Annotated in this window: 24 protein-coding genes; 12 read left to right on the top strand and 12 right to left on the bottom strand. The window is 72.0% G+C overall.

The features are described 5' to 3' along the window. Positions 1–102: 102 nt before the first annotated feature. The 5 genes from OG432_RS09110 to OG432_RS09090 are packed head-to-tail and all read left to right on the top strand — an operon-like array spanning position 103 to position 3537. A complete protein-coding gene (locus OG432_RS09110) occupies positions 103–750 on the top strand; it encodes a hypothetical protein (protein ID WP_328309561.1) in 648 nt (215 codons plus the stop codon). 23 nt (positions 751–773) lie between these two features. Beyond that, complete coding sequence (locus tag OG432_RS09105) at positions 774–1469, top strand: response regulator transcription factor (protein ID WP_328309559.1); 696 nt, start codon at positions 774–776, stop codon at positions 1467–1469. After that, positions 1466–2929 (top strand): sensor histidine kinase, encoded by a 1464-nt coding sequence (locus tag OG432_RS09100; protein ID WP_328309557.1) that lies wholly within the window; start codon positions 1466–1468, stop codon positions 2927–2929. The genes OG432_RS09105 and OG432_RS09100 overlap by 4 nt, the downstream gene beginning before the upstream one ends. 42 nt (positions 2930–2971) lie before the next feature. Beyond that, complete coding sequence (locus OG432_RS09095; protein ID WP_328309555.1) at positions 2972–3361, top strand: hypothetical protein; 390 nt, start codon at positions 2972–2974, stop codon at positions 3359–3361. Then, on the top strand, positions 3361–3537 hold the full coding sequence (locus OG432_RS09090; protein WP_328309553.1) for a hypothetical protein: 177 nt from the start codon (positions 3361–3363) through the stop codon (positions 3535–3537). The genes OG432_RS09095 and OG432_RS09090 overlap by 1 nt, the downstream gene beginning before the upstream one ends. Before the next feature lie 368 nt (positions 3538–3905). On the opposite strand, the gene OG432_RS09085 is transcribed toward OG432_RS09090, so the two are convergent. From OG432_RS09085 to OG432_RS09075, 3 genes are read right to left on the bottom strand one after another with little or no spacing between them, the layout of a single operon-like run. Next, complete coding sequence (locus OG432_RS09085; protein ID WP_328309551.1) at positions 3906–4478, bottom strand: cob(I)yrinic acid a,c-diamide adenosyltransferase; 573 nt, start codon at positions 4476–4478, stop codon at positions 3906–3908. 13 nt (positions 4479–4491) lie between these two features. After that, the gene (locus tag OG432_RS09080) at positions 4492–5253 is read right to left on the bottom strand and encodes an ABC transporter permease (RefSeq protein WP_328309549.1); all 762 of its coding nucleotides are present in this window, start codon (positions 5251–5253) and stop codon (positions 4492–4494) included. A 21-nt stretch (positions 5254–5274) separates the two neighbouring features. Beyond that, positions 5275–6057: an ABC transporter ATP-binding protein gene (locus tag OG432_RS09075; protein WP_328309547.1), complete on the bottom strand. Its 783-nt coding sequence runs from the start codon at positions 6055–6057 to the stop codon at positions 5275–5277. 82 nt (positions 6058–6139) lie between these two features. Here OG432_RS09075 and OG432_RS09070 point away from each other — a divergent pair, with 82 nt between their 5' ends. From OG432_RS09070 to OG432_RS09055, 4 genes are all read left to right on the top strand, one after another. Then, the gene (locus OG432_RS09070) at positions 6140–6781 is read left to right on the top strand and encodes a TetR/AcrR family transcriptional regulator (RefSeq protein ID WP_328309545.1); all 642 of its coding nucleotides are present in this window, start codon (positions 6140–6142) and stop codon (positions 6779–6781) included. Positions 6782–6916: 135 nt separating this feature from the next. After that, positions 6917–7765 (top strand): 3-hydroxyacyl-CoA dehydrogenase family protein, encoded by an 849-nt coding sequence (locus OG432_RS09065; RefSeq protein WP_328309543.1) that lies wholly within the window; start codon positions 6917–6919, stop codon positions 7763–7765. Between the two features lie 150 nt (positions 7766–7915). After that, on the top strand, positions 7916–8239 hold the full coding sequence (locus OG432_RS09060; protein ID WP_100577458.1) for an STAS domain-containing protein: 324 nt from the start codon (positions 7916–7918) through the stop codon (positions 8237–8239). 305 nt (positions 8240–8544) lie between these two features. Beyond that, positions 8545–11097, top strand: a complete 2553-nt coding sequence (locus OG432_RS09055) for an ATP-binding protein (protein WP_443058355.1) — start codon at positions 8545–8547, stop codon at positions 11095–11097. Positions 11098–11213: 116 nt separating this feature from the next. Here OG432_RS09055 and nucS read toward each other — a convergent pair whose 3' ends face one another. Then, the gene (nucS, locus tag OG432_RS09050; protein ID WP_328309537.1) at positions 11214–11885 is read right to left on the bottom strand and encodes an endonuclease NucS; all 672 of its coding nucleotides are present in this window, start codon (positions 11883–11885) and stop codon (positions 11214–11216) included. A 228-nt stretch (positions 11886–12113) separates the two neighbouring features. Here nucS and OG432_RS09045 point away from each other — a divergent pair, with 228 nt between their 5' ends. Next, the gene (locus tag OG432_RS09045; protein ID WP_328309535.1) at positions 12114–12506 is read left to right on the top strand and encodes an SCO5389 family protein; all 393 of its coding nucleotides are present in this window, start codon (positions 12114–12116) and stop codon (positions 12504–12506) included. Positions 12507–12600: 94 nt separating this feature from the next. Here the strand turns inward: OG432_RS09045 and OG432_RS09040 are convergent, their stop codons facing one another. Then, positions 12601–13638 carry an LLM class flavin-dependent oxidoreductase gene (locus OG432_RS09040; RefSeq protein WP_328309532.1) on the bottom strand — a complete coding sequence of 346 codons (1038 nt, stop codon included), beginning with the start codon at positions 13636–13638 and terminating at the stop codon, positions 12601–12603. Positions 13639–13854: 216 nt separating this feature from the next. On the opposite strand from OG432_RS09040, the gene OG432_RS09035 reads away from it, so the two are divergent. Further along, positions 13855–14184 carry an ATP/GTP-binding protein gene (locus tag OG432_RS09035; RefSeq protein ID WP_328309530.1) on the top strand — a complete coding sequence of 110 codons (330 nt, stop codon included), beginning with the start codon at positions 13855–13857 and terminating at the stop codon, positions 14182–14184. 24 nt (positions 14185–14208) lie between these two features. Here OG432_RS09035 and OG432_RS09030 read toward each other — a convergent pair whose 3' ends face one another. From OG432_RS09030 to mce, 7 genes are all read right to left on the bottom strand, one after another. Next, positions 14209–15066: an ABC transporter permease subunit gene (locus OG432_RS09030; protein WP_328309528.1), complete on the bottom strand. Its 858-nt coding sequence runs from the start codon at positions 15064–15066 to the stop codon at positions 14209–14211. Continuing rightward, positions 15063–16190, bottom strand: coding sequence for an ATP-binding cassette domain-containing protein (locus OG432_RS09025; protein ID WP_328309526.1), 1128 nt, complete (start codon positions 16188–16190; stop codon positions 15063–15065). The genes OG432_RS09030 and OG432_RS09025 overlap by 4 nt, the downstream gene beginning before the upstream one ends. A gap of 141 nt (positions 16191–16331) precedes the next feature. Beyond that, positions 16332–17111 (bottom strand): ABC transporter permease, encoded by a 780-nt coding sequence (locus OG432_RS09020; protein WP_328309524.1) that lies wholly within the window; start codon positions 17109–17111, stop codon positions 16332–16334. A 3-nt stretch (positions 17112–17114) separates the two neighbouring features. After that, on the bottom strand, positions 17115–18116 hold the full coding sequence (locus OG432_RS09015; protein ID WP_328309522.1) for an ABC transporter ATP-binding protein: 1002 nt from the start codon (positions 18114–18116) through the stop codon (positions 17115–17117). A 96-nt stretch (positions 18117–18212) separates the two neighbouring features. Next, complete coding sequence (locus OG432_RS09010; RefSeq protein ID WP_114038199.1) at positions 18213–19151, bottom strand: cellulose-binding protein; 939 nt, start codon at positions 19149–19151, stop codon at positions 18213–18215. A 114-nt stretch (positions 19152–19265) separates the two neighbouring features. Next, positions 19266–23456, bottom strand: coding sequence for a polarized growth protein Scy (gene scy / locus OG432_RS09005; RefSeq protein WP_328309518.1), 4191 nt, complete (start codon positions 23454–23456; stop codon positions 19266–19268). Between the two features lie 199 nt (positions 23457–23655). Next, positions 23656–24105 (bottom strand): methylmalonyl-CoA epimerase, encoded by a 450-nt coding sequence (gene mce / locus OG432_RS09000; RefSeq protein ID WP_328309516.1) that lies wholly within the window; start codon positions 24103–24105, stop codon positions 23656–23658. A gap of 138 nt (positions 24106–24243) precedes the next feature. On the opposite strand from mce, the gene OG432_RS08995 reads away from it, so the two are divergent. Beyond that, positions 24244–25446, top strand: coding sequence for an acetyl-CoA C-acetyltransferase (locus OG432_RS08995; protein ID WP_328309514.1), 1203 nt, complete (start codon positions 24244–24246; stop codon positions 25444–25446). The last annotated feature ends 20 nt before the right edge of the window (positions 25447–25466 follow it).

Here is a 25466-nt window from a genome sequence, read left to right as displayed (position 1 = left end):
GAGCCGGCGCTGCATCGAAGGATGCAGTCCGCTCTCCTCACTCACGACGACGATCCGCGGCCCGGCGCGGGCGAGCCTTGAGGGGTACGAGAGGAGACCATCGTGATCGTCACGCTGATCATCGCCTGCGACGTCGGATTCTGGGTCCTGCTCGCCGCGGGACTCGCCCTGCGCTACCTCGCCCACATGCGCAGGACGAGTGTGGCGGTGCTGCTGTGCGAGCCGCTGCTGGAGGTGGTGCTGCTGGTGGTCACCGCCGTCGACCTGAAGAACGGCGCGCAGCCCGACTGGAAGCACGGCCTGGCCGCCGTCTACATCGGGTTCTCAGTCGCGATGGGCCACTCCATGGTGACCCGCGCCGACGCCTGGGTCGCCTACCGGTTCGCCGGCGGCCCGAGGCCCGCCAGGGCGCCGAGGGGAGGCAGCGCCAGGACCGCGTACGAGTGGAGGACGGCGGGCCGCTTCACCGCCGCCGCACTGATCGCGATCGCCCTCCTCCAGGGCGCGATCTGGTACGTCGGCGGGGACGGCGGCACCGACTCGCTGCGGACGTGGCAGGGCAGGATGCTGATCGTGATCGGCGTCAACGTGGCCATCGCCCTGAGCTACACGCTGTTCCCGAAGAAGACCGAAGGGACCGGGAACGGGCCCTCGATCGCCGACCGGCTCCTCAAGCCGGCGTCGGACCGGACCACGGCGCACACGTCCACGGCGCACACAGGCGAGGACCGTACGCTGACCCGGCGGTAGCCGGACGACGTGAGGGAGCGCGGATGAGCGGGCCGAGCCGTGCCGGAGACATTCTGGTCGTGGACGACGACGACGCGGTACGCCGCTCGCTCGACCGGGGGCTGCGGCTCGACGGCTTCCGGGTCCGCACCGCCGACAGCGGGCCGGCCGCGCTCGCCGCGATCGCGCTGCGGCCGCCCGATGTCCTGGTCCTGGACGTGTCCATGCCCGGCATGAGCGGCATCGAGGTGTGCACCGCCTTGCGGCGGGACGGGCACGACCTGCCCGTCCTGATGCTCTCGGCGCTCGACGAGACCGCCGACCGCATCGCCGGACTCCAGGCGGGCGGCGACGACTACCTGGTCAAACCGTTCGCGCTGCAAGAACTCGTGCTGCGCCTGCACGCCCTGCTGCGCCGGCGCCCGCCCGCCGGACACGACGTGGTCCGCGCCTACGGCCTCGTCATCGACCCGGCCGCCCGCACCGCCCACCGTGACGGACGCGCCCTCGACCTCACCCGGCGCGAGTACGAACTCCTCGATGTGCTCGCCCGCAACGCCGGGATCGTCCTCAGCCGCGACCAGCTGCTCGAACGGGTCTGGGGATACGACGTCGACGTACGCACCGACGCCGTCGACACCTTCGTCAGCTATCTGCGCCGCAAACTGGAAGCAGGCGGGGCGCCCCGGCTCGTCCACACCGTGCGCGGCGTCGGCTTCGTCCTGAGGGAGCGGCCGTGAGGCTCGCCACCCGGATCGCACTCGCCGTCGGCGTCACCGTCCCGCTCCTGGTCCTCGCCTGCGGCTGGCTGCTGCTCACCCTCGTCGCCCGCGACCTGCACCACGCCGAGGACAGCCACCTGCGGAGCCGGGCCACCGCCGTCGCCCAGGACGCGCGCACCCTGCTGCGGGCCGCCGCCAACGACCGGCCTTCCGCCGAGGAGAACCGCCAACGCAGGCTGTTCAACAGCGCGTTGGACGTCGGCGTACGGCTCGTCGGGCCCGACGGCACGTACAGCGGCGGCCCCCAGCCCGACCCTTCGGTGGCGCTTCCCGCCGTCACGAGAGCGCCGGTCACCGTGCGCGGCGGCGGGCGCAGCTGGCGGGCGTACGCGCTGCCCGTCACGGGGGCTCAGGTCTCCGGCACCCTGTGGGTGTTCGAGCCGGACACCGCGAGCCGCGCGCAGATCGCCCTGGTTCGCAAGCGCGTGGTGACGACCGCGCTGCTCGCCGCCCCGCTCTGCGCGCTGCTCGCCTGGGCGATCGCGAGCGCCGCGACCCGCCCGCTCGGCCGGCTGCGCAAGGCGGCGGCCGGGCTGGACCCGCGGACCACCTCGGTACGCCTGGAACACCGGCCGACCGGGATCGTCGAGGTCGACGACCTGGCCGCCACCCTCCGGACGGTCCTCGCCCGGTACGACGAGCAGGCCGCCCGCACCGCCGAGGCGCTGGACACCGCCCGCTCGTTCTCCGCGGCCGCCTCGCACGAACTGCGCAACCCACTGATGAGCATGGGCACCAACCTCGATGTGCTGGCCCACCCCGCGCTGCCCGGCGCCGAGCGCGCCGAGGTCGTCGCGGACCTGCGGCGCGAGCACGGCCGGCTGCTCGGCATGCTGGTGGCCCTGCGCGAGCTGGGCCGAGGCGACCTGGTCGAGGCCGACGCGTTCCGGGCGCTCGACGTGGCGGAGGTCGCCGACGCCGCGGTCGCCGAGGCCCGCAGGCACGCCCCGGACGCGGTGATCAACCTGCGCGCGGAGCCCGCGCCGGTCCGCGGCTGGGAGCCGGGCATCCGCATCCTGCTCGACAACCTGCTGGGCAACGCGCTGGCCCACGGCAGGGACGCGCGGGGCCGCGCCGAGATCACGGTGGGCGTGGGGCTCGCGGGCGGCCACGTGCTGATCACCGTCGACGACCGGGGGCCCGGCATCGCGCCGGACGCCCGCCAGGAGGTGTTCCGCCGCTTCCACCGGGGGCCGGGAAGCACCGGCTCGGGGCTCGGGCTCACCCTGGTCGCGCAGCAGGCGGCGCTGCACCGCGGGAGCGTCGAGCTGGCCGGGGCGACGGGCGGGGCCGGCACGCGCTGCACGGTGCGGCTGCCGGCCCTCGATGCGGCCCCGGAGGGTGAACTGCCCGCTCGGCGGGACTGGTTGACGGTCACGGCGGAGCGGTCACAAGGTTCCCACAAAGAGCCCTCCTAGCCTCCTGGACGTAGCCGTACTCACCTCCGGGAGGCAGCAGCCATGTACAACCCGATCACGAACCGCCGCCGGGTCGCGGCGGCCGCGCTCGCCGCGGCGGCCGTCCTGACCGTCACCGCGCCCAGCGCCTTCGCGGCCTCCGCACCGGCCTCCGACGGCGCCAAGGGCATCTGCAAGCGGGAACCCAAGGCGGACAAGCGCATCGAGCGCGCCCTGAACCGGCTGGACGGGGGCGCCACCACGGTGGGCTCGGTGGCCCGCATGCAGCAGCGGCTCGACAACGCGAAGAAGGAGGGCCACACGGAGATCGCCACGCTCCTCGACCACAAACTCACGTACCGCAAGGGGCTGGTGACGACCCTTCAGCAGCGTCAGAAGGACCTCAAGGACGTGGCGTCCTGGTGCGGGGCGAACCACAACGGGGCGAAGTGATGCGTGCGCGCCGGCTGGTCCCCGCGGTGGTGGGGGCGGCCCTGACGGCCGTGCTCGCCTCGGGGTGCGGGCATACGCATGCGGCGTCGGGGACGGAGCGGCAGATGGAGAAGAAGGTCAGCGATGCGGAGTCCGCGGCCGCGGCGGCGGACTCCGACACAACCACCAACCAGTAACCGGGGCTCTGCCCCGGACCCGGTATCGCGCCTTGAGGGCGCTCGTCCTCAAGCGCCGGACGGGCTGAAGATGCCCATGCCGCCCGGCACCGCGTGGTTGAGGGGCGCGGGGAACTGCGCGAGACGCGGGCACGGTCCGCGGGCGGAGGCGGGGGTTCCTGGGGCTCCGCCCCGGACCCGGTATCGCGCCTTGAGGGCGCTCGTCCTCAAGCGCCGGACGGGCTGAAGATGCCCATGCCGCCCGGCACCGCGTGGTTGAGGGGCGCGGGGAACTGCGCGACCAGCCGTCCACCGGGCCCGCGGGCGGAAGGGGGCGGGGTTCGAGGGGCCGGGGGGCCGCCCGGTCCGCGGCTGCGGCCCGGCGATCGTCAGCGCTCACCCCCCGGCACCCACAAAACGTCCCCCACTCCCGCGTTCGCCGTCCGCGCCAGGATGAACAGAAGGTCGGAGAGCCGGTTCAGGTACGTCGCCGTCAGGGCGTTCATGACCTCGCCGTGGACCTCGAGCGCCGCCCACGTCGAGCGTTCCGCGCGCCGCACCACCGTGCACGCCTGGTGCAGCAGCGCCGCGCCCGCCGTGCCGCCCGGCAGGATGAAGCTGCGCAGTTTCTCCAGGTCCTCCAGGAAGCGGTCGCAGTCCGCCTCCAGCTTGTCGACGTAGGACTGCTCCACCCGCAACGGCGGGTACTCCGGGTTCTCGGCGACCGGCGTCGCGAGGTCGGCGCCGACGTCGAAGAGGTCGTTCTGGATCCGGACGAGTACCTTCACGACCTCCTCGGACAGCTGCCCGAGCGCGATGGCCGTGCCGATGACGGCATTGGCCTCATTGGCGTCGGCGTACGCCGAGATCCGCAGATCGGTCTTGGCGGTCCGGCTCATGTCCCCGAGGGCGGTCGTGCCCTGGTCGCCGGTGCGGGTGTAGATGCGCGTCAGATTGACCATGCCGCCAGAGTAGTTACGCTCCGGCCGTCCGGAAGACGCGTGTGCCCACCGTCACGGCCAGCGCCGCGAAGCCGGCCGCCACCAGGCCCCCGTACAGCATGGTCGTGGTGGCGTACGAGCCGAGGTACGCGGAGCGCACGGCGTCCACCAGATAGCGGAACGGCGTGAAGTGGGAGAGCACGTTCAGCCATGCCGGGGCGAGCGTCATGGGGAGCATCAGGCCGGACAGCAGCATCGAGGGCATGGTGATGGCGTTGACCGCGGGGCCGAATCCCTGCGGGGTGGTCACCTTCATGGCGAGCGCGTACGACAGCGAGGCCAGGGACAGGGCCAGGAGCGCCACGAAGGCGAAGCCGATCAGGATGCCCGCGAGCGGAGCGCGCAGGCCCATCACCAGGGCGGCCAGCACGAGCAGGACCGCCTGGAAGACGAAGAGCGCCGCATCCCGCAGTACACGGCCCAGCAGCAGGGCAAGGCGTGAGACGGGGGTCACGCGCATGCGCTCCACCACGCCCCAGTTGTTCTCGATGATGACCGAGAATCCCGCGAACGAGGCGCCGAACAGGGCGAGTTGAAGGAGCAGCCCGGGGACGAGCACCTGCCAGGAGCTGCCTCGGGAGCCCAGCGGCATGCCCGTCAGGAGCGGGCCGAAGAAGAGCAGGTAGAGCAGCGGCATCAGTACGCCGAAGAGGATCTGGAACTTGGAGCGCAGGGTCTGGCGGGCGTATCTGCCGAAGATCAGCGCGGTGTCGGAGAGCAGGGGTGAGGCGGTCATGGGGGAGTCCTGGAGGAGGGTCTAGACGGCTACGGGGGTGGATTCCTGCGGGGTGGCACTGCGCCCGGTGATGGCGAGGAAGGCGTCCTGGAGCGAGGCGCCGGGGCCGCCCGCGTGCCGGGTCTTGAGGTCGGCAGGAGTGCCTTCGGCCACGACCACTCCCTTGTCGACGACGACCAGGCGGTCGGCGAGCGCGTCGGCCTCGTCCAGGTAGTGGGTGGTGAGGAAGACGGTGGTGCCGTGGTCGGCACGGATCCGCCGGACCAGGTCCCACAGGTCGGCGCGGCTGCCCGGGTCGAGACCCGTGGTGGGCTCGTCGAGGAAGAGCACGGCGGGCCGGTGCATCAGGCCCATCGCGATGTCCAGGCGGCGCCGCTGGCCTCCGGAAAGCGTCGACGTCCTGCGTTCCAGGAGGCCGGCCAGGCCGAGGTCGTCGGTCAACTCCCGTGCCCGCTCGACCGCTTGGGGCTTGGTCAGCCGGTACAGGCGGCCCTGGGTGATCAGCTCCTCGCGTACCGAGATGTTCGGATCGACCCCGCCGGACTGGGCGACGTAACCGCACGCCCGGCGCACCGCCGCCGGCTCGCGCAGCAGGTCGTGCCCGGCCACGGTCGCGGCGCCGCCGGTCGGCGGGAGCAGCGTGGTGAGCATGCGCAGGGTCGTGGTCTTGCCCGCGCCGTTGGGGCCGAGGAAGCCGAGGATCTCGCCCGCCCGGACCGTGAGGTCGATGCCGCGCACCGCCTCGACCGGGCCCGCCTTGCTCTGGAACGTCCGGGAGAGCCCGGCCGTGCTGATGATTGCCATGACGTCGAGAAAACCAGGGTCTGCCCAAAATTGCAATGGCCCCAAAATTTAAGCGGCCGCATGAATCGCCTACGCTGAGGTCATGGCAGAAGGTCTCAGGGAGCGGAAGAAGCGCGAGACCCGGCAGCGGATCTCGGATCTGGCCACCGGGCTCTTCCTCGAGCGCGGCTTCGAGGCGGTCACGATCGCCGAGATCGCCGAGGTGGCCGACGTGTCGGTGAACACCGTCTACAACTACTTCCCCGCCAAGGAGGACCTGTTCCTCGACCGCAGCAAGGGCATCGTGGACCGGCTCTCGCGCTGGGTGCGCGGCCGCGACGACGGGGAGCCGGCCGCCGGGGCGGTCCTGCGCGAGCTGCGCGCCGAGGTCGAGTCGGTCTCGCCGCGGGTCGGCCTGATGGAGGGCTACAGCCGGTTCATGGCCGTCATCGACGCCTCACCCGCGCTCAAGGCCCGCCTGTGGGCGGTCGGCCAGGACGTCCTCGCGAACCTGGAGGCGACCCTGCGGGACGAGGCCGGCGCGGAGCCCGGCGACACCCTGCCCGCGCTGATCGCGGGTCAGATCAACTGGGTCCACCAGACCGCCATGGCCGCCATCGGCCGCGAGATGATGGCCGGCCGCGACCCGAGGGCCGTCTCCCGCGAGGTGCTCGTCCTGATCGACGAGATGGAGGGGCTCCTGGGGGACAAGGTGCTCAACTACGCCGTACGGGGCGCCCGCTGAGACCCACCTCACGCCGCCCGGTGTGATGTCCGTCATCTGAGACGTGACGCGCATCTCTTAGCACTCCCAGAAGGCCGCCCGGCCGATAGCCTCCGCCAAGAAGGCTTGGGTGGAAACCTGTTGGAGGGAAGTGTCGTGGCCAGGAAGCTCGCCGTCATCGGAGCCGGACTCATGGGGTCCGGTATCGCGCAGGTCTCTGCCCAGGCGGGCTGGGACGTCGTCCTGCGCGACGTCACCGACGAGGCCCTCACCCGGGGCACCGACGGCATCAAGGCCTCGTACGACAAGTTCGTGAGCAAGGGCAGGCTCGCCGCGGAGGACGCCGAGGCGGCGCTCGCCCGCATCACCACGACCACCGATCTGGACGCGGCCGCCGACGCCGACATCGTCGTCGAGGCCGTCTTCGAGAAGCTGGAGGTCAAGCACGAGATCTTCCGCACGCTCGACAAGATCGTGCGCCCGGAGACCGTGCTCGCCTCCAACACCTCCGCCATCCCGATCACCAAGATCGCCGCGGCCACCGAGCACCCCGAGCGGGTCGTCGGCGTCCACTTCTTCTCGCCGGTCCCGATGATGCAGCTGTGCGAGCTGGTGCGCGGCTACAAGACCAGCGACGAAACCCTCGCCGCCGCGCGGGAGTTCGCCGAGTCGGTCGGCAAGACCTGCATCGTCGTCAACCGCGACGTGGCCGGCTTCGTGACCACCCGCCTCATCTCGGCGCTCGTCGTCGAGGCGGCCAAGCTGTACGAGTCGGGCGTGGCCAGCGCCGAGGACATCGACCTCGCCTGCAAGCTGGGCTTCGGCCACGCGATGGGCCCGCTCGCCACCGCCGACCTCACCGGCGTGGACATCCTGCTGCACGCCACCAGCAACATCTACACGGAGTCCCAGGACGAGAAGTTCGCCCCGCCGGAGCTGATGCGCCGGATGGTGGACGCGGGTGACATCGGTCGCAAGAGCGGGCAGGGCTTCTACAAGCACTGAGCCGCCGACCGCCCCGGACCTCACTCCATGGGGTGAATTAGGTATCGGTTCGCTCACGGGCGGCAACTTCTGTGGCCGTGGGGCAGTCAGTTGTTGAGTCGGTTGTCGTAAGAGCCAGAGCACTGAGCCAGAGCACTCTCGGGAGCGCATATGCACATCAGGGGCGACCACGTCGAGCTGGTCGTCGGGGGCCGCCTCGACGTCCGCAGCGCGGCGGACGCCCGTACGGCCCTGCACTCGGCGGTCGACGACGGAGCCGGTGACCTCGTGCTCGACCTCACCGAACTCGACTCGTGGGACGCCACAGGACTCGGCGTCATCATGGGGGCGCACCGCCGGGCCGGGCGGTGCGGCCGGCGCCTCGTGCTGCGCGGCGTGCCGCCCCAGATGCAGCGTCTCCTGGTCGCCACCCGGCTGCACCGCATCCTCGCGATCGAGGGCGGCATCGTGGCGGAGGCCCTGCCGCGCGTATAGCCCGCCCGCGCACCCTCGGCGGCGAGTGAAACCCGTACACGGCTTCCCATCACGGATGTTGTCGGGACAGGCACGCGGGAAACGGACTCCGCGCGCAATCCTCACGAGACTGTGACGTCTTGGGCGGGGCGGCACCCCGCCTGTTCGTCGATACTGTCCGGAGGTCTAGGGTTCGGCTTCCCGCCGATCGACGAACCCACACGGCGGGCACCGGACCAGAAGCGACAGCGAAGAGCGAAGTGCGTAAGGGCCGGAGGGGCATTCCTTACGCACCACGCATCTGGGGGGCTTTCACCATGGACCCGATGAGCCGGGGACCGGAAGAGTTCAACCATGCCGACGACGCGGTCGGCGTTGCGGGCGCACACACGGAACCGGGCGCCGCGCCGCACCGCCCGCCGCGCGACAAGGAGCCCGCCTCCGCGGACTTCGGACAGCGCGCGGCCGGACTCGCCCGCACCGTCCAGCTCGTCGCGGGCGACTTCCTGCTCACCGTCAACCCGGTCGACGGCAGCGAGATCGAGAACTGCCCGCCCGGCGAGATACCCGCGCGTGCCGTGCGGCGCGATGCCGCCGACCGCGCCGAGTACCAAAGAGCCGCCCTGCCGCCGCTCCCGCCCGGCCTCATGGTGCCCACCCCCGCCCTGCTCGAACGGCAGGAGGAACGCGCCAGGCTCGTGCGCCTCCTCGGCCGCGGCCGCTCGGTGCGGCTCACCGGCCCCGCGGGCTCCGGGCGCAGCGCCCTGCTCGACGCCGTCGCCGCGGACTGCGCCGAACTCGCCCCCGACGGTGTCGTGCGCCTCTGCGGCCACCGGCGCAGCCCCACGGAACTGCTGCACGAGCTGTACGCCACGGTCTTCCGGACCTCCCGGCACCGGCCCGACCGGGCCACCCTCCTCGACCTGGTCCACGACATCGGCGCCGTCGTGGTCCTCGACGACCTCGAATTCGGCGGAGCCACCCTCGAAGAGCTGCTCCTGGCCACCCCCGAGTGCGCCTATCTGCTCGCCGCCACCCCCGATGTGCAGGCGCCGCACACCGAGTCCCACGTCGAAGAGGTCTTCCTGTCGGGCCTCGGCCGCGGCGCCTCCCTCGAACTCCTCGAACAGGCCGTCGACCGGCCGCTCACCGACGAGGAGGCCAACTGGGCGGGCGACCTGTGGTTCGAGTCCGAGGGGCTGCCGCTGCGCTTCGTCCAGGCCGGCGCCCTGCTGCGCCAGCGCGACCGGCTGCGCGGCGAGGCCAACTCTCCCGACCCGTACGGCTTTCCGCTGGAAGAGCCCGCCGAGGCCTCGGTGTTCTCGGGCGAGGGACGCGAGGTCGCGCTGCCCACGCTCGGCGATGGCGCAGCCCCCGCGGCCCTGCTCGCCTCCCGGCTGAGCGAGGCCGCACGGGCCACCCTGCGCTTCGCGGTGGCCCTCGGCGGCGAAGTGCCGCACCAGGCGCATCTGCCGGCCCTCGTCGGCGACACCCACGCCGACGCCAGCCTCGGCGAACTCCTCGACTGCGGACTCCTGTCGCCGGCCGGCGCCCGCTACCGCCTCGCCGCGGGGGTGCTCACCCAGCTGGAGAACAGCGGATACGCGAGCGGCGCGGGCGAACTCGCCCACACCGCCGCCCGGCACTACACCTGGTGGACCGGGCACCCCTCCGTCGCTCCCGAGCGTGCCGCAGCGGAGGCGGACGGAGTGCTCGCCTCGATGAGCGCGCTGCTCCCCGGCGACGAACCCGACCATCCGGCGGCCGCGGTCGAGCTGGCCCGCACCGCCGCGCCCGTCTTCGCCGCGGGTCTGCACTGGGGAGCGTGGGAGCGCGCCCTCAGGACCGGCTCCGAGGCGGCCCGCCGCACCGGCGAGGTGGCCGAAGAGGCGTACTTCCACCACGAGTTGGGCGTCCTCGCGCTCTGCAACGGTGGGCTCGACCGGGCCCGCGCCGAGCTGGAGGCCTCCATCGGGCTGCGCGGCGCGCTCTCCGACAAGCGGGGCACCGTCGCCGGACGCCGTGCCCTCGCCCTGGTCGAGGACCGCGCGGGCGGCCTGCTTCCGGGCGGGCGCGCCCCGGCCGGTGACGAGGCGCCGCACGCCCGCCACGAGGCGTTCCAGCCGCCGCCCGTGGGCGCCCCCTCGGCCGTGGTGACCGCCCAACTCCCGGGCGCGGAGGGTGCGTTGATCACCCGGCGGGACACCCCGGTCGGGGCGGCCATGCCCAAGGCGCGGCGCACCCTGTTCGGCGGCGCCCGGCGCAACCTCGTGGCGGCCGGCGCGGGCGCCCTGCTCGCCGCGGTCCTCGGCACGGTCGTCACGCTCGGCGCGACCTCCAACAACACCGGCGACAGCCCCGACAACGACGTCAAGCAGCAGCAGACGACCGGAGAGGGCGGCGACGACGGCAGCGGGACGAGCGCCGGCCCCGACGACCCCAGCGCCGGCGCCACGCCGGGCGACAACAAGGGCGGCCGGCCCGCGAGCACCGGCAGGCCGGGGACCACGCCGACCCCCGGCACCTCCGGGCAGCCGGTGCCGGGCGCCAGCGGCACCCCGAGCGCCCCGGGCGCCACGGGCCACCCGTCGACCGGGGCCTCGACGCCGGGCGGGCCGAAGTCCTCGACGCCGGGCAAGCCCTCGGGGTCGATCACGCCCACGAAGTCGACGCCGTCGAGCCCGTCGCCGAGCGACACCCCGACGGGCACCCCCTCGCCGTCGGTCTCGTCGTCCCCGGGCAGCGGCGGCACCGGCCCGCCCGACCCCACCACCAAGCCGCCGCCCCCGAGCACGGCCACAGGCTCCCCGACGTCCACCGTGCGCGCCGGATCCACGCCGCCGACGACGTCGACCACGCCCAACCGTCACCAGGGGTGACGGCGCATTCCCCGCAGCACACGAGAAGGGGCCCGCGGCACTCCGCGGGCCCCTTCTCGTACACCTGGTGAACGGCTCCCGTACGCATCCGGGAGGACGGCACATGCCCAACGGGCTCAGAAAAGCCGGAGCTTGTCGTCCTCGATGCCGCGCAGGGCGTCGTAGTCCAGGACCACACAGCCAATGCCGCGGTCGGTCGCGAGCACCCGGGCCTGGGGCTTGATCTCCTGCGCCGCGAAGACACCCTGGACCGGGGCGAGATGCGGGTCGCGGTTGAGCAGCTCCAGATAGCGGGTCAGCTGCTCGACGCCGTCGATCTCTCCACGGCGCTTGATCTCGATCGCGACGGTCCTGCCGTCACCGTCCCGGCACAGGATGTCCACCGGGCCGATCGCCGTGGGGTATTCGCGGCGGATCAAGGTATATCCGTCGCCGAGGGTGTCGATGCGATCGGCGAGCAGCTCCTGAAGGTGTGCTTCCACGCCGTCCTTGATCAGGCCAGGGTCCACACCGAGTTCGTGCGAGGAGTCGTGGAGGATCTCCTCCATCGTGATGATGAGCTTCTCGCCCGCCTTGTTGACGACCGTCCAGACGCCCTCGGTCTCCCCGGCCCCCTCCTTGAGGGTGCAGGGCGGTGACATCCAGTTCAGGGGCTTGTAGGCCCGGTCGTCAGCGTGGATGGACACGCTGCCGTCCGCCTTCACCAGGATGAGGCGGGGGGCGGACGGGAGATGGGCGGTGAGCCGGCCCGCGTAGTCGACGGAGCAGCGGGCGATGACGAGACGCATGGGGCGCAACGCTACTCGACTCCCCCCGGCGAACGCGATTCGCCCTGGAGTGCACTGTTCGTTATTGGCCGGTTATGTGCCAAGTACCTGCCATGGGCCCGACATCGCGCCTACCGTGGAAGCGGGAGGTTGTCGGCCGCGCACGCTGCGTTGTCGAAAGAGACGGCCGTCATGCTCCCTTTCCCTGCCCGTAAGGCCCCGCTCCCCGGGGTCGCGAGAGGAGAAACCATGTCGCTCGACGTCTCACCGGCCCTACTCGAACAGGCCGAGCGAGGCGAGGTCGACGAAGCCGCCTTCGTCGACTGCGTCCGGACCTCCCTGCCCTACGCGTGGGAGATGATCAGCTCTCTGGTGGCCCAGCTGAAGGTCGACGGCGGAGCCTTCGCCGACAACCAGACGCCACCGCCGGACGAGCAGGCGCGCGGCCAGCTGCTGCGTGCTCTTGCGAGTGACGCCATTCGCGGTGCGCTCCAGCGGCACTTCGGTGTCCGCCTGGCGTTCCAGAACTGCCACCGTGTCGCGGTGTTCCCTCTGGACCCCTCGTCCGATGAGCGGCACGCCCGCTTCACCTCGATCAGGGGTCAGTTGCTCAACCAGTCCCCGGAGCTTCGGGACTGCTGACGGCTTCGCCGCCGCTCCGCGTCGCGGGAGGTGCAACTGACGCGGGGCGGTGGCCAGTTGACGTGCCGGCCCACCCCGGTCCGTGCGGAGTGGGTCAGGTCAGCAGGGGCAGCACCTCCGTGCCCAGCCTCGCTACGTTCTCCTCGGTGGCGGCCAGGTCGCCCGAGCCCTCGACGAGCAGGGCGAAGCGGGTGATGCCGGTGCGCTCGGACGTGGCGGCCAGCCGGTCCGCGGCGAGCCGGGGCGTGCCCACCGGGTGGAGCCCGCAGAGGAGTTCGGTGTACGCGACCGGGTCACGCATCGCACGGTGGCGGCCGTCGACCGTCACATGGGCGTCGAGCCCCTGCTTCAGCCAGCCCGGCATGGTCTTCAGGAGCGTCTCGACGGCGTCGGCCCGGCGGTCGGCGATCTGGGCGACTCCGGCCGACACATGGCCCGCTGCCGCCACCCTGTCCGGCGTGTGGCCCGCCGCGAGCGCCTCCCTGCGCCACAGCGCGACCATCTCCGCCTTCTCCTCGTCACCGCAGTGCATGCCGAGCAGCATCGGGAGCCCGCGCTCCGCCGCCAGCTTCACGCTCCGCGGGGACGTGCAGGCCACGATCACCTCGGGGCAGGTGTCGTGGGGACCGCCGCCCAGGATCTCCGCGGGGCGCGGCACCACCGCGACCTCCCGGAAGGTGAATCGTTCCCCCAGCGCGCCCACGCGGGGCTCGGTCAGCCAGCGCAGAAGCAGATCGAGCGACTCCGGGAAGCCCTGCTCGTACGCCCCGAGGCCCGAGCCGAACACTTCGAGGTCGACCCACGGGCCGCCGCGCCCCACGCCGAGCGAGAACCGCCCGCCGGAGGTGAGGTGCAGCAGCGCGGCCTGCTCGCCCAGCGCCACGGGGTGTGCGGTCGGCAGCACGCTGACCGCGGTGCCGACCCTGATCCGCCGGGTGCGCCCGAGCAGTAACGCCGCCAGCGTCACGGCGGACGGACACACGCCGTACGGTACGAAGTGATGTTCGGCCAGCCACACCGCGTCGAGGCCGGCCTCCTCGGCCACCTCGGCGGACCTGACCGCACGATGGAGCGTTTCTCCCTGCCCCTGGCCCGGAAACTGGGCCGCCAGTACAAAAGTGCCCACACGCATCGCCTTGTGCCTCCTTGCGGCCGACGCGGCTCTCCCCCTCTTACTGGCAAGAACGTCTGACAAGTGCCAAAGGCACGGCCAGTCGCCAACTTTTTGCGATTGTCCGCTAAGAGTCCCTCGAAAGGGTGACGGTCGTGCGCCCCTCCCCGGACGGGTACCCCGACCCCGTGGGCCTAGGCTGGAGAGAAACGTCCGCCCGCCCCGTGAGGTGTCCACGTGTCCCCGCGCCGCAACCGCCCCAAGGGCGGCGAGAAGCCGACCGAGTCCGAGAGCCGGCCGGGCGGTGACCGCTTCGGCCTCCAGGGCACCGAGTCGTGGCAGGGCGAGGAGTGGTCGGTACGGCACGTGGCCGGAGCCAGCGCCGCCGGCAAGCGGTACCGCTGCCCCGGCTGCGACCAGGAGATCCCCTCCGGCGCGCCGCACCTGGTGGCCTGGCCCGAGTACGGGGGAGTGGACGAGCGCCGGCACTGGCACAAGGCGTGCTGGAACGCGAAGGACCGCCGCACCTCGCGGGTGCAGCGGTCCAGGAACGCGCCCAGGTACTGAAACGCGCCCAGGTACTGAACGCTCTTACGCGTCGCGCGACTTGAGCGCGAAGTAGGCCCCGCCGAGAGCGGCCGCGGTGATCCCGGTGATGATCCACAGCGAGTCCCAGCCGGACGGTCCCGCCGACCCGGGAGAGGTGCCGTACATGGCGATCATCTGGCTGGGGATCGAGTAGTTCATGAGGAAGTTCCGTACGCCGGTCAGTGGCTCGGCGTACATGAACATGGCGAAGACCAGAGGCAGCAGCACCACCCCGATCATGATCGCGATCGCGCCGGCGGAGTGCCGGATCAGCGCCCCCACCGCGAGCGACAGCAGCCCGAGCATCGCCACGTAGAGCCCGATGCCGACGGTCGCCAGCAGCCACTCCTCGCCGGTCGGCGGCGGCCCGTACGTCAGCTTGGCGTTGTGGATGACCGCGACGACGGTGGCGCCGATCGTCACGATGGCGAACGAGAGGAGGAAGAACACCACCGACTTCGCGGCCAGGATGCGGCCCCGGCTCGGGCAGGCCGTCAGGGTCGGGCGGATCATGCCGGTGCCGTACTCGGAGGAGATGGTCAGCACGCCGAGGGTGATCACACAGAGCGAGCCGACGATCACGCCGAAGGCGCCGTACGCCAGGGCCGGAACGCCGGTCCCCATCTGGTCGCCGGACCCGACGAGGAAGGCGAAGAGCAGGCCGACACCGAGCAGGACCACGAGCAGGACGCCCAGCGTCCACACGGTCGAACGCACCGACCGGATCTTGGTCCACTCCGAGGCGAGCGCGTCCTTGAACGTGGCCTGCCGCACGGCGATCGGCGAGGTGTACGTGCCGAGTTGTCCGCCCTGCGCCTGCGGGAAGGGCGGCTGCTGGTGCTGCTGGTAGGGGATGCTCATCGGTCGTCCTCGGACGTGGTCGGGGCGGCAGGGGCGGCCGGAGCCGGCGGCTGCGTCTTCGGAGGCATGGCCGGCTGCGGCGGGCCCGCGTACGGGTTCTGGCCGGGCGGCGGCGGGGCGTACCAGCCCTGCTGCGGCACCTCGGGGATGGCCTGCGGCGGCGCGTACCCGGGGGCCATCACGGGCTGGAGGCCTGCCTTCTGGTCGGCCGTCGAGCGGTAGTCGACGGTCCCCTGCGTCATCCGCATGTACGCCTCCTCGAGGGAGGCCTGGTGCGGGGAGAGCTCCCACAGGCGTACGTCCGCCTCGTGCGCCACATCGCTGATGCGGGGCAGCGGAAGCCCGGTCACGCGCAGCGCGCCGTCCGGCTCGGGGAGCACCTGGCCGCCGGCCTCGGTCAGCGCGGACGTCAGCTTCTCGCGCTGCGCGGGCTCCGTCTGCGGGGTGCGGACCCGCGCGAAGTCCGCGGAGTTGTGCGAGATGAAGTCGGTGACGCTCATGTCCGCGAGGAGCTGCCCGCGGCCGATCACGATGAGGTGGTCGGCGGTCAGCGCCATCTCGCTCATCAGGTGCGAGGACACGAACACGGTGCGGCCCTCGCCGGCGAGCCGCTTCATCAGATTGCGCACCCACAGGATGCCCTCGGGGTCGAGGCCGTTGACCGGCTCGTCGAAGAGCAGCACCTGCGGGTCGCCGAGGAGCGCCGCGGCGATGCCGAGCCGCTGGCCCATGCCGAGCGAGAACCCCTTGGAGCGGCGCTTGGCGACGTCCTGGAGACCGACGACGCCGAGCACCTCGTCGACCCTGCGGGCCGGGATGCCGGAGAGCTGCGCCAGCGAGAGGAGGTGATTGCGGGCGCTGCGGCCGCCGTGCACCGCCTTGGCGTCGAGCAGCGCGCCCACCTGCCGGGGGGCGTTGGGCAGATCGCCGAAGGGGTGGCCGCCGATGGTCACACGGCCCGCGGTCGGCCGGTCGAGCCCGAGGATCATGCGCATGGTGGTGGACTTCCCGGAACCGTTGGGCCCCAGGAAGCCGGTGACCGCGCCCGGCCGCACCTGAAAGGAAAGGTTGTGTACGGCTGTCTTGGCGCCGTAGCGCTTCGTCAGGCCGACTGCCTCGATCATTCTCCAGCCCCATCGACGGTTTGGGTCGTCGGGGCGGTGTCCGGCGCGCGGCCGGCATGCCCCCGTATGAGTGAGGAGCTTATCCAGGCCTTGACGGTTCCGGCTAAGTCGTGATCTCTGCGCCCGTGATCCTCACGCGGCTCAGGCGTCCCGCTTCCGCAGCACGAGGTAGCCGCCCGCGAGCGCCGCGATCACCCACAGCACCATGATGCCCAGACCGGCCCAGGGCCCGTACGGCGCCGGGTCGCTGTTCATGGCGTCCGGCACGACCTGCATGATCTGCGAGCCGGCCCGGTCCGGGAAGTAGCGGGCCACGTTCTTGGCGCCCGGCACGGCGGACAGGATCTGCGAGATCAGGAAGAAGAACGGCATGAGGATGCCCAGTGACAGCATCGAGCTGCGCAGCATCGTCGCCACGCCCATCGAGAACAGCGCGATCAGCGCCATGTAGAGCCCGGCGCCGACCACGGCGCGCAGCACATTGGGCTCGCCGATGGTGGTCCGGTGCGGGCCGAGCAGCGCCTGGCCGAGGAAGAAGGCCAGGAAGCTGGTCACCATGCCCACGATGAGCGCGAGCACGGTCGCCACCGTGACCTTGGAGAAGAGGAAGGTGGCGCGCCGCGGCACGGCGGCGAGCGAGGAGCGGATCATGCCCGAGCTGTACTCGGTGCCGACGACCAGGACGCCGAAGACGACCATCGCCAGCTGACCGAGGATCATCCCGGAGAAGCTGATGAACGTCGCGTCGAAGGTCACCTTCTCGGCCGCGCTGAGGTCGTCGAACTGCGACTTCATCAGGGCGCAGAGCGCCGCGCCGATCGCGACCGTGACGATCAGGGCGCAGGCCAGCGTCCACGTGGTGGAGGAGACCGTACGGATCTTGGTCCACTCGGACTTGAGGACCGCGGGTACCGATGCCATGGCTCAGACCCCCCTGCCCTGGTCGCCCGTGCCCCAGTTCGGCGCCGGCGGTCCGCCGCCCCATCCCGGCGGCTGGGCGGGCGGCCCGCCCGGTGTGGTCGCGCCGTGTGCGTGGTACTCCACCGACCCCGCCGTCATCTGCATGAACGCCTCTTCCAGCGAGGCCTGTTGGCCCGAGAGCTCGTGCAGCACGAGCTGGTGCCGCGCGGCCAGTTCACCGAGCGCCTCGATCCTGCCGTTGTCGATTTCGACGGCGCCGTCGCCGGTCTGGACGTAGGCGATTCCCGCCTCCCGCAGCACCTCGACGAGCCGTTCCCACTGGGGCGAACGCAGCCGCACGAAACTCCGGGAGTTCTGCCGGATGAAATCCGCCATCGATGTATCGGCGAGCAGTCGGCCCTGCCCAATGACGATCAAGTGATCCGCGGTGAGGGCCATTTCGCTCATCAGGTGAGACGAAACGAAGATCGTGCGCCCTTCGCTCGCGAGCTGCTTCATCAGATTGCGGATCCAGTGAATTCCCTCGGGGTCCAGACCATTGACGGGTTCGTCGAACATCAGGATCTCGGGGTCGCCGAGCAGTGCGGCGGCGATTCCCAGCCGCTGCCCCATGCCGAGCGAGAACCCCTTCGCCTTCTTCTTCGCCACCGCCGTCAGGCCCACGGTGTCGAGGACCTCGGAGACCCGGGACGCCGGGATCCGGTTGGACTGGGCCAGGCACAGCAGGTTGTTGTACGCGGTGCGGCCGCCGTGCATCGCCTTGGCGTCGAGCAGCGCCCCGATGTACTTCAGCGGCTCGGCCAGCTCGCGGTAGTGCTTGCCGTCGATGCGGACGGTTCCGCTGGTCGGGTTGTCCAGATCGAGCAGCATGCGCATCGTCGTCGACTTGCCGGCTCCGTTGGGTCCCAGAAAGCCGGTCACCACTCCCGGTCTGACCTGGAAGGACAGCTGGTCGACGGCGACCTTGCTGCCGTACCTCTTGGTGAGACCCTCTAGCTCGATCATGCGCCTACGCTAGACGTGAACAAAGCCCCCCGCCACCGGAATGGCAGGGGGCTTCGCGGTTTTCTGCCGCAGCCCACGGGGGACGGGCTGCGGGGACTAGCGAGACTGCTGCGCCGGAACGCCGCGCGAGACGGGCTCGTCGTCGACCGGGGAACCGGCGGCGGCCACGGCCGCACCGGTCAGCGTCGCCAGCATCTCGCGGACGTTGGTGAGCTGCGCGTTGATCGAGTCGCGACGGTTGGTGAGGGCCGCGAGCTCGCGCTCCGATTCCGAACGGATCCGGTCCGCCTTGGCGTTGGCGTCGGCCACGATGTCCTCGGCCTGGCGCTGCGCCGTCTCCACCGTCTGGCGCGCCCGGCGCTCCGCGTCCGTACGCAGCTTCTCGGCCTCCAAGCGGAGCTGCTCCGCGCGGTGCTCGATCTCCGCGAGGCGCTTCTCGGCCTTGGCCTGACGCGACGCCAGGTCGCGCTCGGACTGCTCGCGGCGCTTGGCGAGGTTCGTCTCGAAGTCCGCGGCGGCCTGGGCGGCCTTGGCGCGGGTCTCCTCGAAGAGGGCGTCCGCCTCCTCGCGCTTGGACTGCGCGTCCTTCTGCGCCTCGGAACGGAGCTGAGAGGCGTCACCCTTCGCCTTCTCGACGATCCGTACGCCCTCGTCCTCGGCCTTCGCCTTGCGCTCGGACGCGAACGACTCGGCGTCGTTGCGCACCTGCTGGGCGGCGGACTCGGCGAGTTCGCGGTGCTGTTCGGCGGCCCGACGGGCCTCCTCGCGCAGGTCCTTCGCCTCTTCCTCGGCGAGCCGCAGGATCTTTTCGACCCGCGCACCCAGACCGGCGTACGACGGCTCCGCGTCGTTCACCTGAGCCTGGGCGTTCTGCGTTTCGAGGTGGAGCTCCTCGATGCGCTTTTCCAGAGAAGTGATCCGTGCCAGAGCACTGTCACGGTCGGCGACGAGCTTGGTAATGCGGTCATCCACCTGACCGCGGTCGTAACCACGCCGCACGAGCTCGAAGCCGAAGGGGGAGGAAGTGTCGCTCATGGGGTTCCTGTCGAATGAGACCGGTGAGGTGATACGGGGAATCCTAGGGGCCCAAGCGGCGTGTCATCGAGCGGATGCCCGTTTGATCTGGAGAATGTCCAGCCTTTTGAGTGGCTAGCCCTCCGAAGACTTGCCACTCGAACGTGTTGCCCCGGCCGCCGCACCCGCCTTGACACCAGCGGAAGAACCGCCGCCCGACCCGGATTTGCCGCCCCCGGTCGGCGCCTCGAATGATTCCAACGCCTCAAGTACGTCCTGGACACGGGAGATCTCGGCATTGATGTCCTGCCGCCTGCGGACGAGGACGTCGAGTTCGCGCTTGCCGTCCTCGACCGTGCGGCGTGCCTCCGCCGCCGCCTCGTCGCGCAGCGCGGTGGCCTCGCGGACCAGCTCGGCCTTCTTGGTCTCGGCCTCCTTGAGCAGCGCCTCCGCCTTCTTCACCGCGGCGATACGGACCTTGTGCGCCTCGGAGTCGGCGTCCGCCACCAGCGACTTGGCCTTGGCCTGCGCCTCGGCGGTCTGCTCGGTCGCGGCCTTCACCAGCTTGTCGACGCGCTCGCCCGCCGTCTTCATCTGCTCGGCGCTCTCGCGGCGGGCCCGCTCGTGCAGTTCCTCGATCTCCGCCTCGGTACGCGAGCGCACCTCCTCGGTGCGCTCCCTTATGGCCGTGGCGTCCGCGCGTGCGCCGGCGAGCAGCTCGTCGGCGTCCGTACGGGCCTTCTCCACCAGGGAGTTGCCCTCCACCGTCGACTCCGCGACGATCCGCTCTGCCTCCTTGCGGGCCGCGCCGACCATCGTGTCGGCCTGCTCCTCGGCCTCGGTGGCGGCGCGCAGCGCCTCCTCCTGGGCCTTGTTGATGAGCTGGTCGGCCTGCTCGGCGGCGTCGGCACGCCGCTTGGCGGCGGCCGTACGCGCCTCGTCGAGCAGCCGGTCCGCCTCCTCGCGGGCCTCGTTGCGCGTCTTGTCGGCGGCCTCGTCGGCGCGGGCACGGTTCTTCTCGGACTCGGCCCGGATCCGCTCGGCGGCCTGCTGGGCGGAGCCCACCGTGTCGGCGGCCTCCGCACGCAGCCGCTCGGCCTCGCCGCTCGCCTCCGCGATGAGCTGGTCGGCCTGCCCGGCCGCGTCGGAGCGCCGCTTGTCGGCGGCCCTGCGCGCCTCGTCGAGCAGTCGCTCGGCCTCGGCACGGGCCTCGCTTATCGTCTGCTCCGCCTCGGCGTTGGCCGCGCCGAGCGTGGAACCGGCATCCGAGCGCGCCTCGGTGGTGACCAACTCGGCATACGCGTTGGCCTCGTTGGTGGTGCGCTCCGCTTCCACCCGCGCCGCGCTGGTGACCCGCTCGGCCTCCTCGCGGGCGGCCGTCGTGGCCTGCTCGGCCTCGGCGAGGGCGGCGGCGGTGACCCGCTCGGCCTCCTCGCGTGCCTCCGCGCGCAGCGCGTCGGCCTCGGCCTGGCCCTCGACCCGTACCTGCTGGGCCTCGGTGGTGAGGCGCTCGGCCTCGGCACTCGACTCGGCGGCGAGCCGCTCGGCCTCCGCCGTCGCCTCGGTGACCAGGCGGTCGGCCTGGCTCGCGGCGTCGGAGCGGATCCGGTTGGCGTCCTCACGGGCCTCGGCCCGGGTGCGCGCAGCGTCCTGCTCGGACGAGGCGAGCGTGTCGGAGGCCTCGGTGCGCATGCGCTGCGCGTACTCGGCCGCGTCCGAACGGGCCTTCTCCGCCTCGGCCATGGCGTCCGTGACGGTCCGCTCGGCCAGCGCCCTCGCGGCCTCGGACTCCTCCTGGACGCGGGCCCTGAGGCGGCCCGCGTCCTCGCCCGCGCGCTCGCGCTCGGCGTGCGCGTCGGCGCGGACCCGGTCCGCCTCCTCCTGCGCCTCGCTCGTGGTGCGCTCCGCCGCGTGCTCGGCGGCGCTGCGCAGCCCGGCGATCTCCTGCTCGGCCTCCTCACGGAGCCCGGCCACGGAATCGCGCACGTCCTTGGCGGTCTGCTCGGCCGTCGACACCAGCTCGGTGGCGCGCCGGTCGGCCTCCTCGCCGAGCCGCTGCGCCTCTGTCTGCGCCTCCTCGACCCGCTTGCGGGCGGAGGCGAGCAGCTCCTCGCTCTGCTCACGCGCCTGAGCGCGCTCGGAATCGGCTTCGGCGCGGGCCGAGCCCAGGGTCTCCTCGGCCTCGCGGCGGCGCCGCACGGCTTCCTCCTGGGCCGCGGCGAGCGCCTCGGCGGCCTCGTTGCCCACCCGCTCGGCCGCGGCCGCGGCCTCCGCGCGCATCCGGTCGGCGCTCTCCTGCGCCTCGGACTTGAGCCGCTCGGCCTCCGCGGACGCCTCCGAGCGCAGCCGTACCGCCGCGCTCTCCGCCTCCGCACGGGCCGTCGAGGCATCGGAAGCGGCCTCGGTGCGCAGCCGCTCCGCCTCCTGCTCGGCCTGCGCCTGGAGCGTACGGATGCGCTGGGCTGCCTCGGTGCGGATCCGCTCGGTCTCCTCGGCGGCCTCGCGCCGGATCCGCTCGCCCTCGGCGCGGGCGTCGGCGAGGGCCTGCTCGGCGTCGGCGTGCCGCTGCTCGGCCTCGGTGTGCAGCCGGGCCAGCTCCTCGGCGGCCTCGGCCTGACGGGCCGCTATCGCCCGCTCGGTCTCCTCGCGCAGCCGGACGGCGGCCGCCTCGGCCTCAGCCGTGGTCCGCTCCGCCTGCTCCTCGGACTCCGAGCGCATCCGCTCGGCCTCGGCGCGCGTGCGCTCCAGCGTCTCCTCGGCCTGCTTGCGCAGCGTGTTGGCCCGCTCGACCGCTTCACCCCGTACGCGCTCGGACTCGGCGCCCGCGGTGGTGCGCAGCTCCTCGGCGTCGGCCTTGGCCTTGGCGAGCAGCTCCTCGGCGGTCCTCGCCGCCTCCTCGATCTGCTGGACCGCCTCGCGCCGTGCCTCGCCCCGGATCCGTTCGCCCTCGGCGACCGCCTCGGCGCGCAGCTGCTCGGCCTCGCCGCGCAGCCGGCGGGCCTCCTCCTGGAGCTCGACCGTCTTGGCCCGGTACTCCTTGGTGTCGTCCTTGGCCGCGCCCTTGAGCTCGTCGGCCTGCTCGGCGGCCTCGCCGCGCAGCCGCTCGGCCTCGGCGTCCGCCTCGCGGCGGATCCGCTCGGCCTCCTCCGACGCCTTGCGGGTGGTCTCACGAGCGTCCTCGGACGCCTTGGTCAGCACCTCCTCGGCGGTACGCGCGGCCTTGGCGAGCTGCGCCGCGGTGTCCTCGGCGGCGCTGGTGCGGGCCGACTCGGCGGCTTCGGTGCGCAGCCGCTCGGCCTCCGCCTTCGCGTCCGCGAGCGCCTGCTCCGCCTCGGACTTGAGGGTCTCGGACTCCTTGGTGGCCTCCGCGACAAGACGCGCGATCTCCGTCTTCGCGGTCCTGGTGCGCTGCTCGTTGGCCGACTCGGCGCTCGCGACCTGCTTGGCCGCGGCCTCCTTGGCCTCGGTGACCGCCCGCTCCGCCTCGGCCCGCGCCTCGCGCAGCGCGGCCTCCGCCTCCTGCATCCGCTGCTCCGCCGCGCGGCTCAGCTCGGCCGCCTGCTGGCGTGCCTGGGCGGTCTCGGCGGTGGTGGACGTGCGCAGCCGCTCGGCGTGGGAGGTGGCCTCCTGGGCCTGCTCCGAGGCCGCGTTCAGGAGCCGTTCGGCGTCCTTGCGGGCGCGCAGCAGCGTCGCCTCGGCCTCGGCGCGGGCCGACTCGGCCTCGGAGCCCAGGCGTTGGCGGGCCTCCTCGGCGATCCGGGTGGCCTCGGCGCGGGCCGCGGCGAGCGACTGCTCGGCCTCGGCGCGGGACTCCTCCATGAGCCGGCGGGCCTGCGCCTCGGTGCGGGCCCGCAGTTGCTCGGCCCAGGCCACGTTCTCGTTGACGTGCGACTCGACGGTGGCCCGGCGCTCGGCGAGCTCCTGGTCCAGGCGCTGGCGGCGGTTGACGGCCTCGGCGTGCAACTCGGCCTGGAGCCGCGCCTGGTGTTCGGCGTGCTCCTGGAGGATGCGCTGGGTCTGGGCGCGGGCGTCACGCAGCTCGCGCTCGGCGTCCGTACGCAGCTGCTCGGCCTGCATCTGGGCATTGCGGAGCAGCTGTTCGGCCTGGTAGCCGACGTTCGCCGTGTCGTAGGCGGGACGGGTCGCGAGATTGCGGCGCGCCTCGTGGAGCTTGGCGCGCAGCACTTCGACCTGGTAACCGAGATCCTCGGCGTGCTGAACGGCCTTCTCCCGCTCGGTCTTCAGCCGCTCCATCTCGGCCTCGAACCGCGAGAGGTGGTCGTCAGGCCGGTGGCTCTGGCTCTCCTGGCGTTCGTAGCCCCGCACTGCGCGGTCCCATCCGTCCCCTGGTCGCGAACACTGCCCGTACGAGCACCGTCCGACCGCACACGACGGACGGGGCCCCCGGTGAATGGTGTCAGATCACAACAGGGGCGTGGGTCTCAGGCCCCGACCCGACCCCGGCCCGGAACCGCCCACTGTACCGGGCCGAGTATCCGGAGGTCCGGCCTCCATCTGTGTGGGCTCAGTGGGCGGTGGTGTCCGTGCCGTGGTCGGGGGCGGATGTGACGAGTTCGGTGAGCACGCCGTGGCAGTCCTTGGGGTGCAGGAAGGTGATCTGCGAGCCCATCGAGCCGGTCCGGGGCTGGTCGTACAGGACCCGGACGCCCTTGTCGCGGATGGCCTCGGAGTCGGCGGTGACGTCCCCGGTGCCGAAGGCGATGTGGTGGACGCCCTCGCCGTTCTTGGCGAGCCACTTGCCGACCGCGGAGTCCTCGCGGGTGGGCTCCAGGAGCTGGAGGTAGGAGGCCCCTCCGTCCGACGTCTCGTTGATCTTGAGCATGGCCTCCCGCACGCCCTGCTCCTCGTTGACCTCGGTGTGGAACACCTCGAAGCCATAGGTGGCACGGTAGAACTCGACGGTCTTGTCGAGGTCGGAACAGGCGATCCCGATGTGGTCGATTCGCGTCAGCATGGGACCAGTGCAGCGCTCCCGGGGGTGGTTACGCAACGTGCGCGCGATCACACCGGCTGCCCGGTGACGTGGGGAGGTACCGCTCAGTACGCTCGAAGTAAACCCTCGTTCACCTCACCTCCCAAGGGGCCGTGCCTCATGTCTGGAACGACCGGTACCACCTCAGTGATCGTCGCGGGCGCCCGTACGCCCATGGGCCGGCTCCTCGGCTCCCTCAAGTCCTTCTCCGGCGCCGACCTCGGCGGCTTCGCCATCAAGGCGGCCCTGGACCGGGCCGGCATCGGCGGCGACCAGGTGCAGTACGTGATCATGGGCCAGGTGCTCACGGCGGGCGCCGGCCAGATCCCCGCCCGCCAGGCCGCCGTGAAGGCCGGCATCCCGATGAACGTGCCCGCGCTCACCATCAACAAGGTGTGCCTCTCGGGTCTCGACGCGATCGCGCTGGCCGACCAGCTGATCCGCGCCGGCGAGTTCGACGTCGTGGTCGCGGGCGGTCAGGAGTCCATGACCAACGCCCCGCACCTGCTGCCGAAGTCCCGCGAGGGCTTCAAGTACGGCGCGATCGAGATGCTCGACTCGATGGCGTACGACGGTCTGACCGACTCCTTCGAGAACATCCCCATGGGAGAGGCGACCGAGCGGCACAACACCCGCCTCGGCATCGCCCGCGCCGAGCAGGACGAGGTCGCCGCCGCCTCGCACCAGCGCGCCGCCGCCGCCCAGAAGAACGGCATCTTCGAGGCCGAGATCACTCCGGTCGAGATCCCGCAGCGCAAGGGCGACCCGGTGCTGTTCGCCCAGGACGAGGGCATCCGCGCCGACACCACCGTCGAGTCGCTCGCCAAGCTGCGCCCCGCCTTCGCCAAGGACGGCACCATCACGGCCGGCACCTCCTCGCAGATCTCCGACGGCGCCGCCGCGGTCGTCGTCATGTCGAAGGCCAAGGCCGAGGAGCTCGGCCTGGAGTGGATCGCCGAGATCGGCGCCCACGGCAACGTGGCGGGCCCCGACAGCTCGCTCCAGTCGCAGCCCTCCAACGCGATCAAGCACGCGGTCGGCAAGGAAGGCATCACGGTCGAGGACCTCGACCTGATCGAGATCAACGAGGCGTTCGGCGCGGTCGCCGTGCAGTCAATGAAGGATCTCGGGGTGTCCCCGGAAAAGGTGAACGTGAACGGCGGCGCCATCGCCCTCGGCCACCCCATCGGCATGTCCGGCGCCCGCGTCGTGCTGCACCTCGCCCTCGAACTGAAGCGCCGCGGCGGCGGCGTGGGCGCGGCGGCCCTGTGTGGCGGCGGTGGCCAGGGCGACGCCCTGATCGTGCGCGTCCCCGGCAAGTAGTCCGGGCAAGTAACCCCAGA

It is taken from the genome of Streptomyces sp. NBC_00442, assembly GCF_036014195.1.
In the GTDB taxonomy this organism is placed as follows: domain Bacteria; phylum Actinomycetota; class Actinomycetes; order Streptomycetales; family Streptomycetaceae; genus Streptomyces.
The sequence above is the reverse complement of the archived record's forward strand: the minus strand, read 5'-3'. Positions and strand labels throughout refer to the sequence as shown.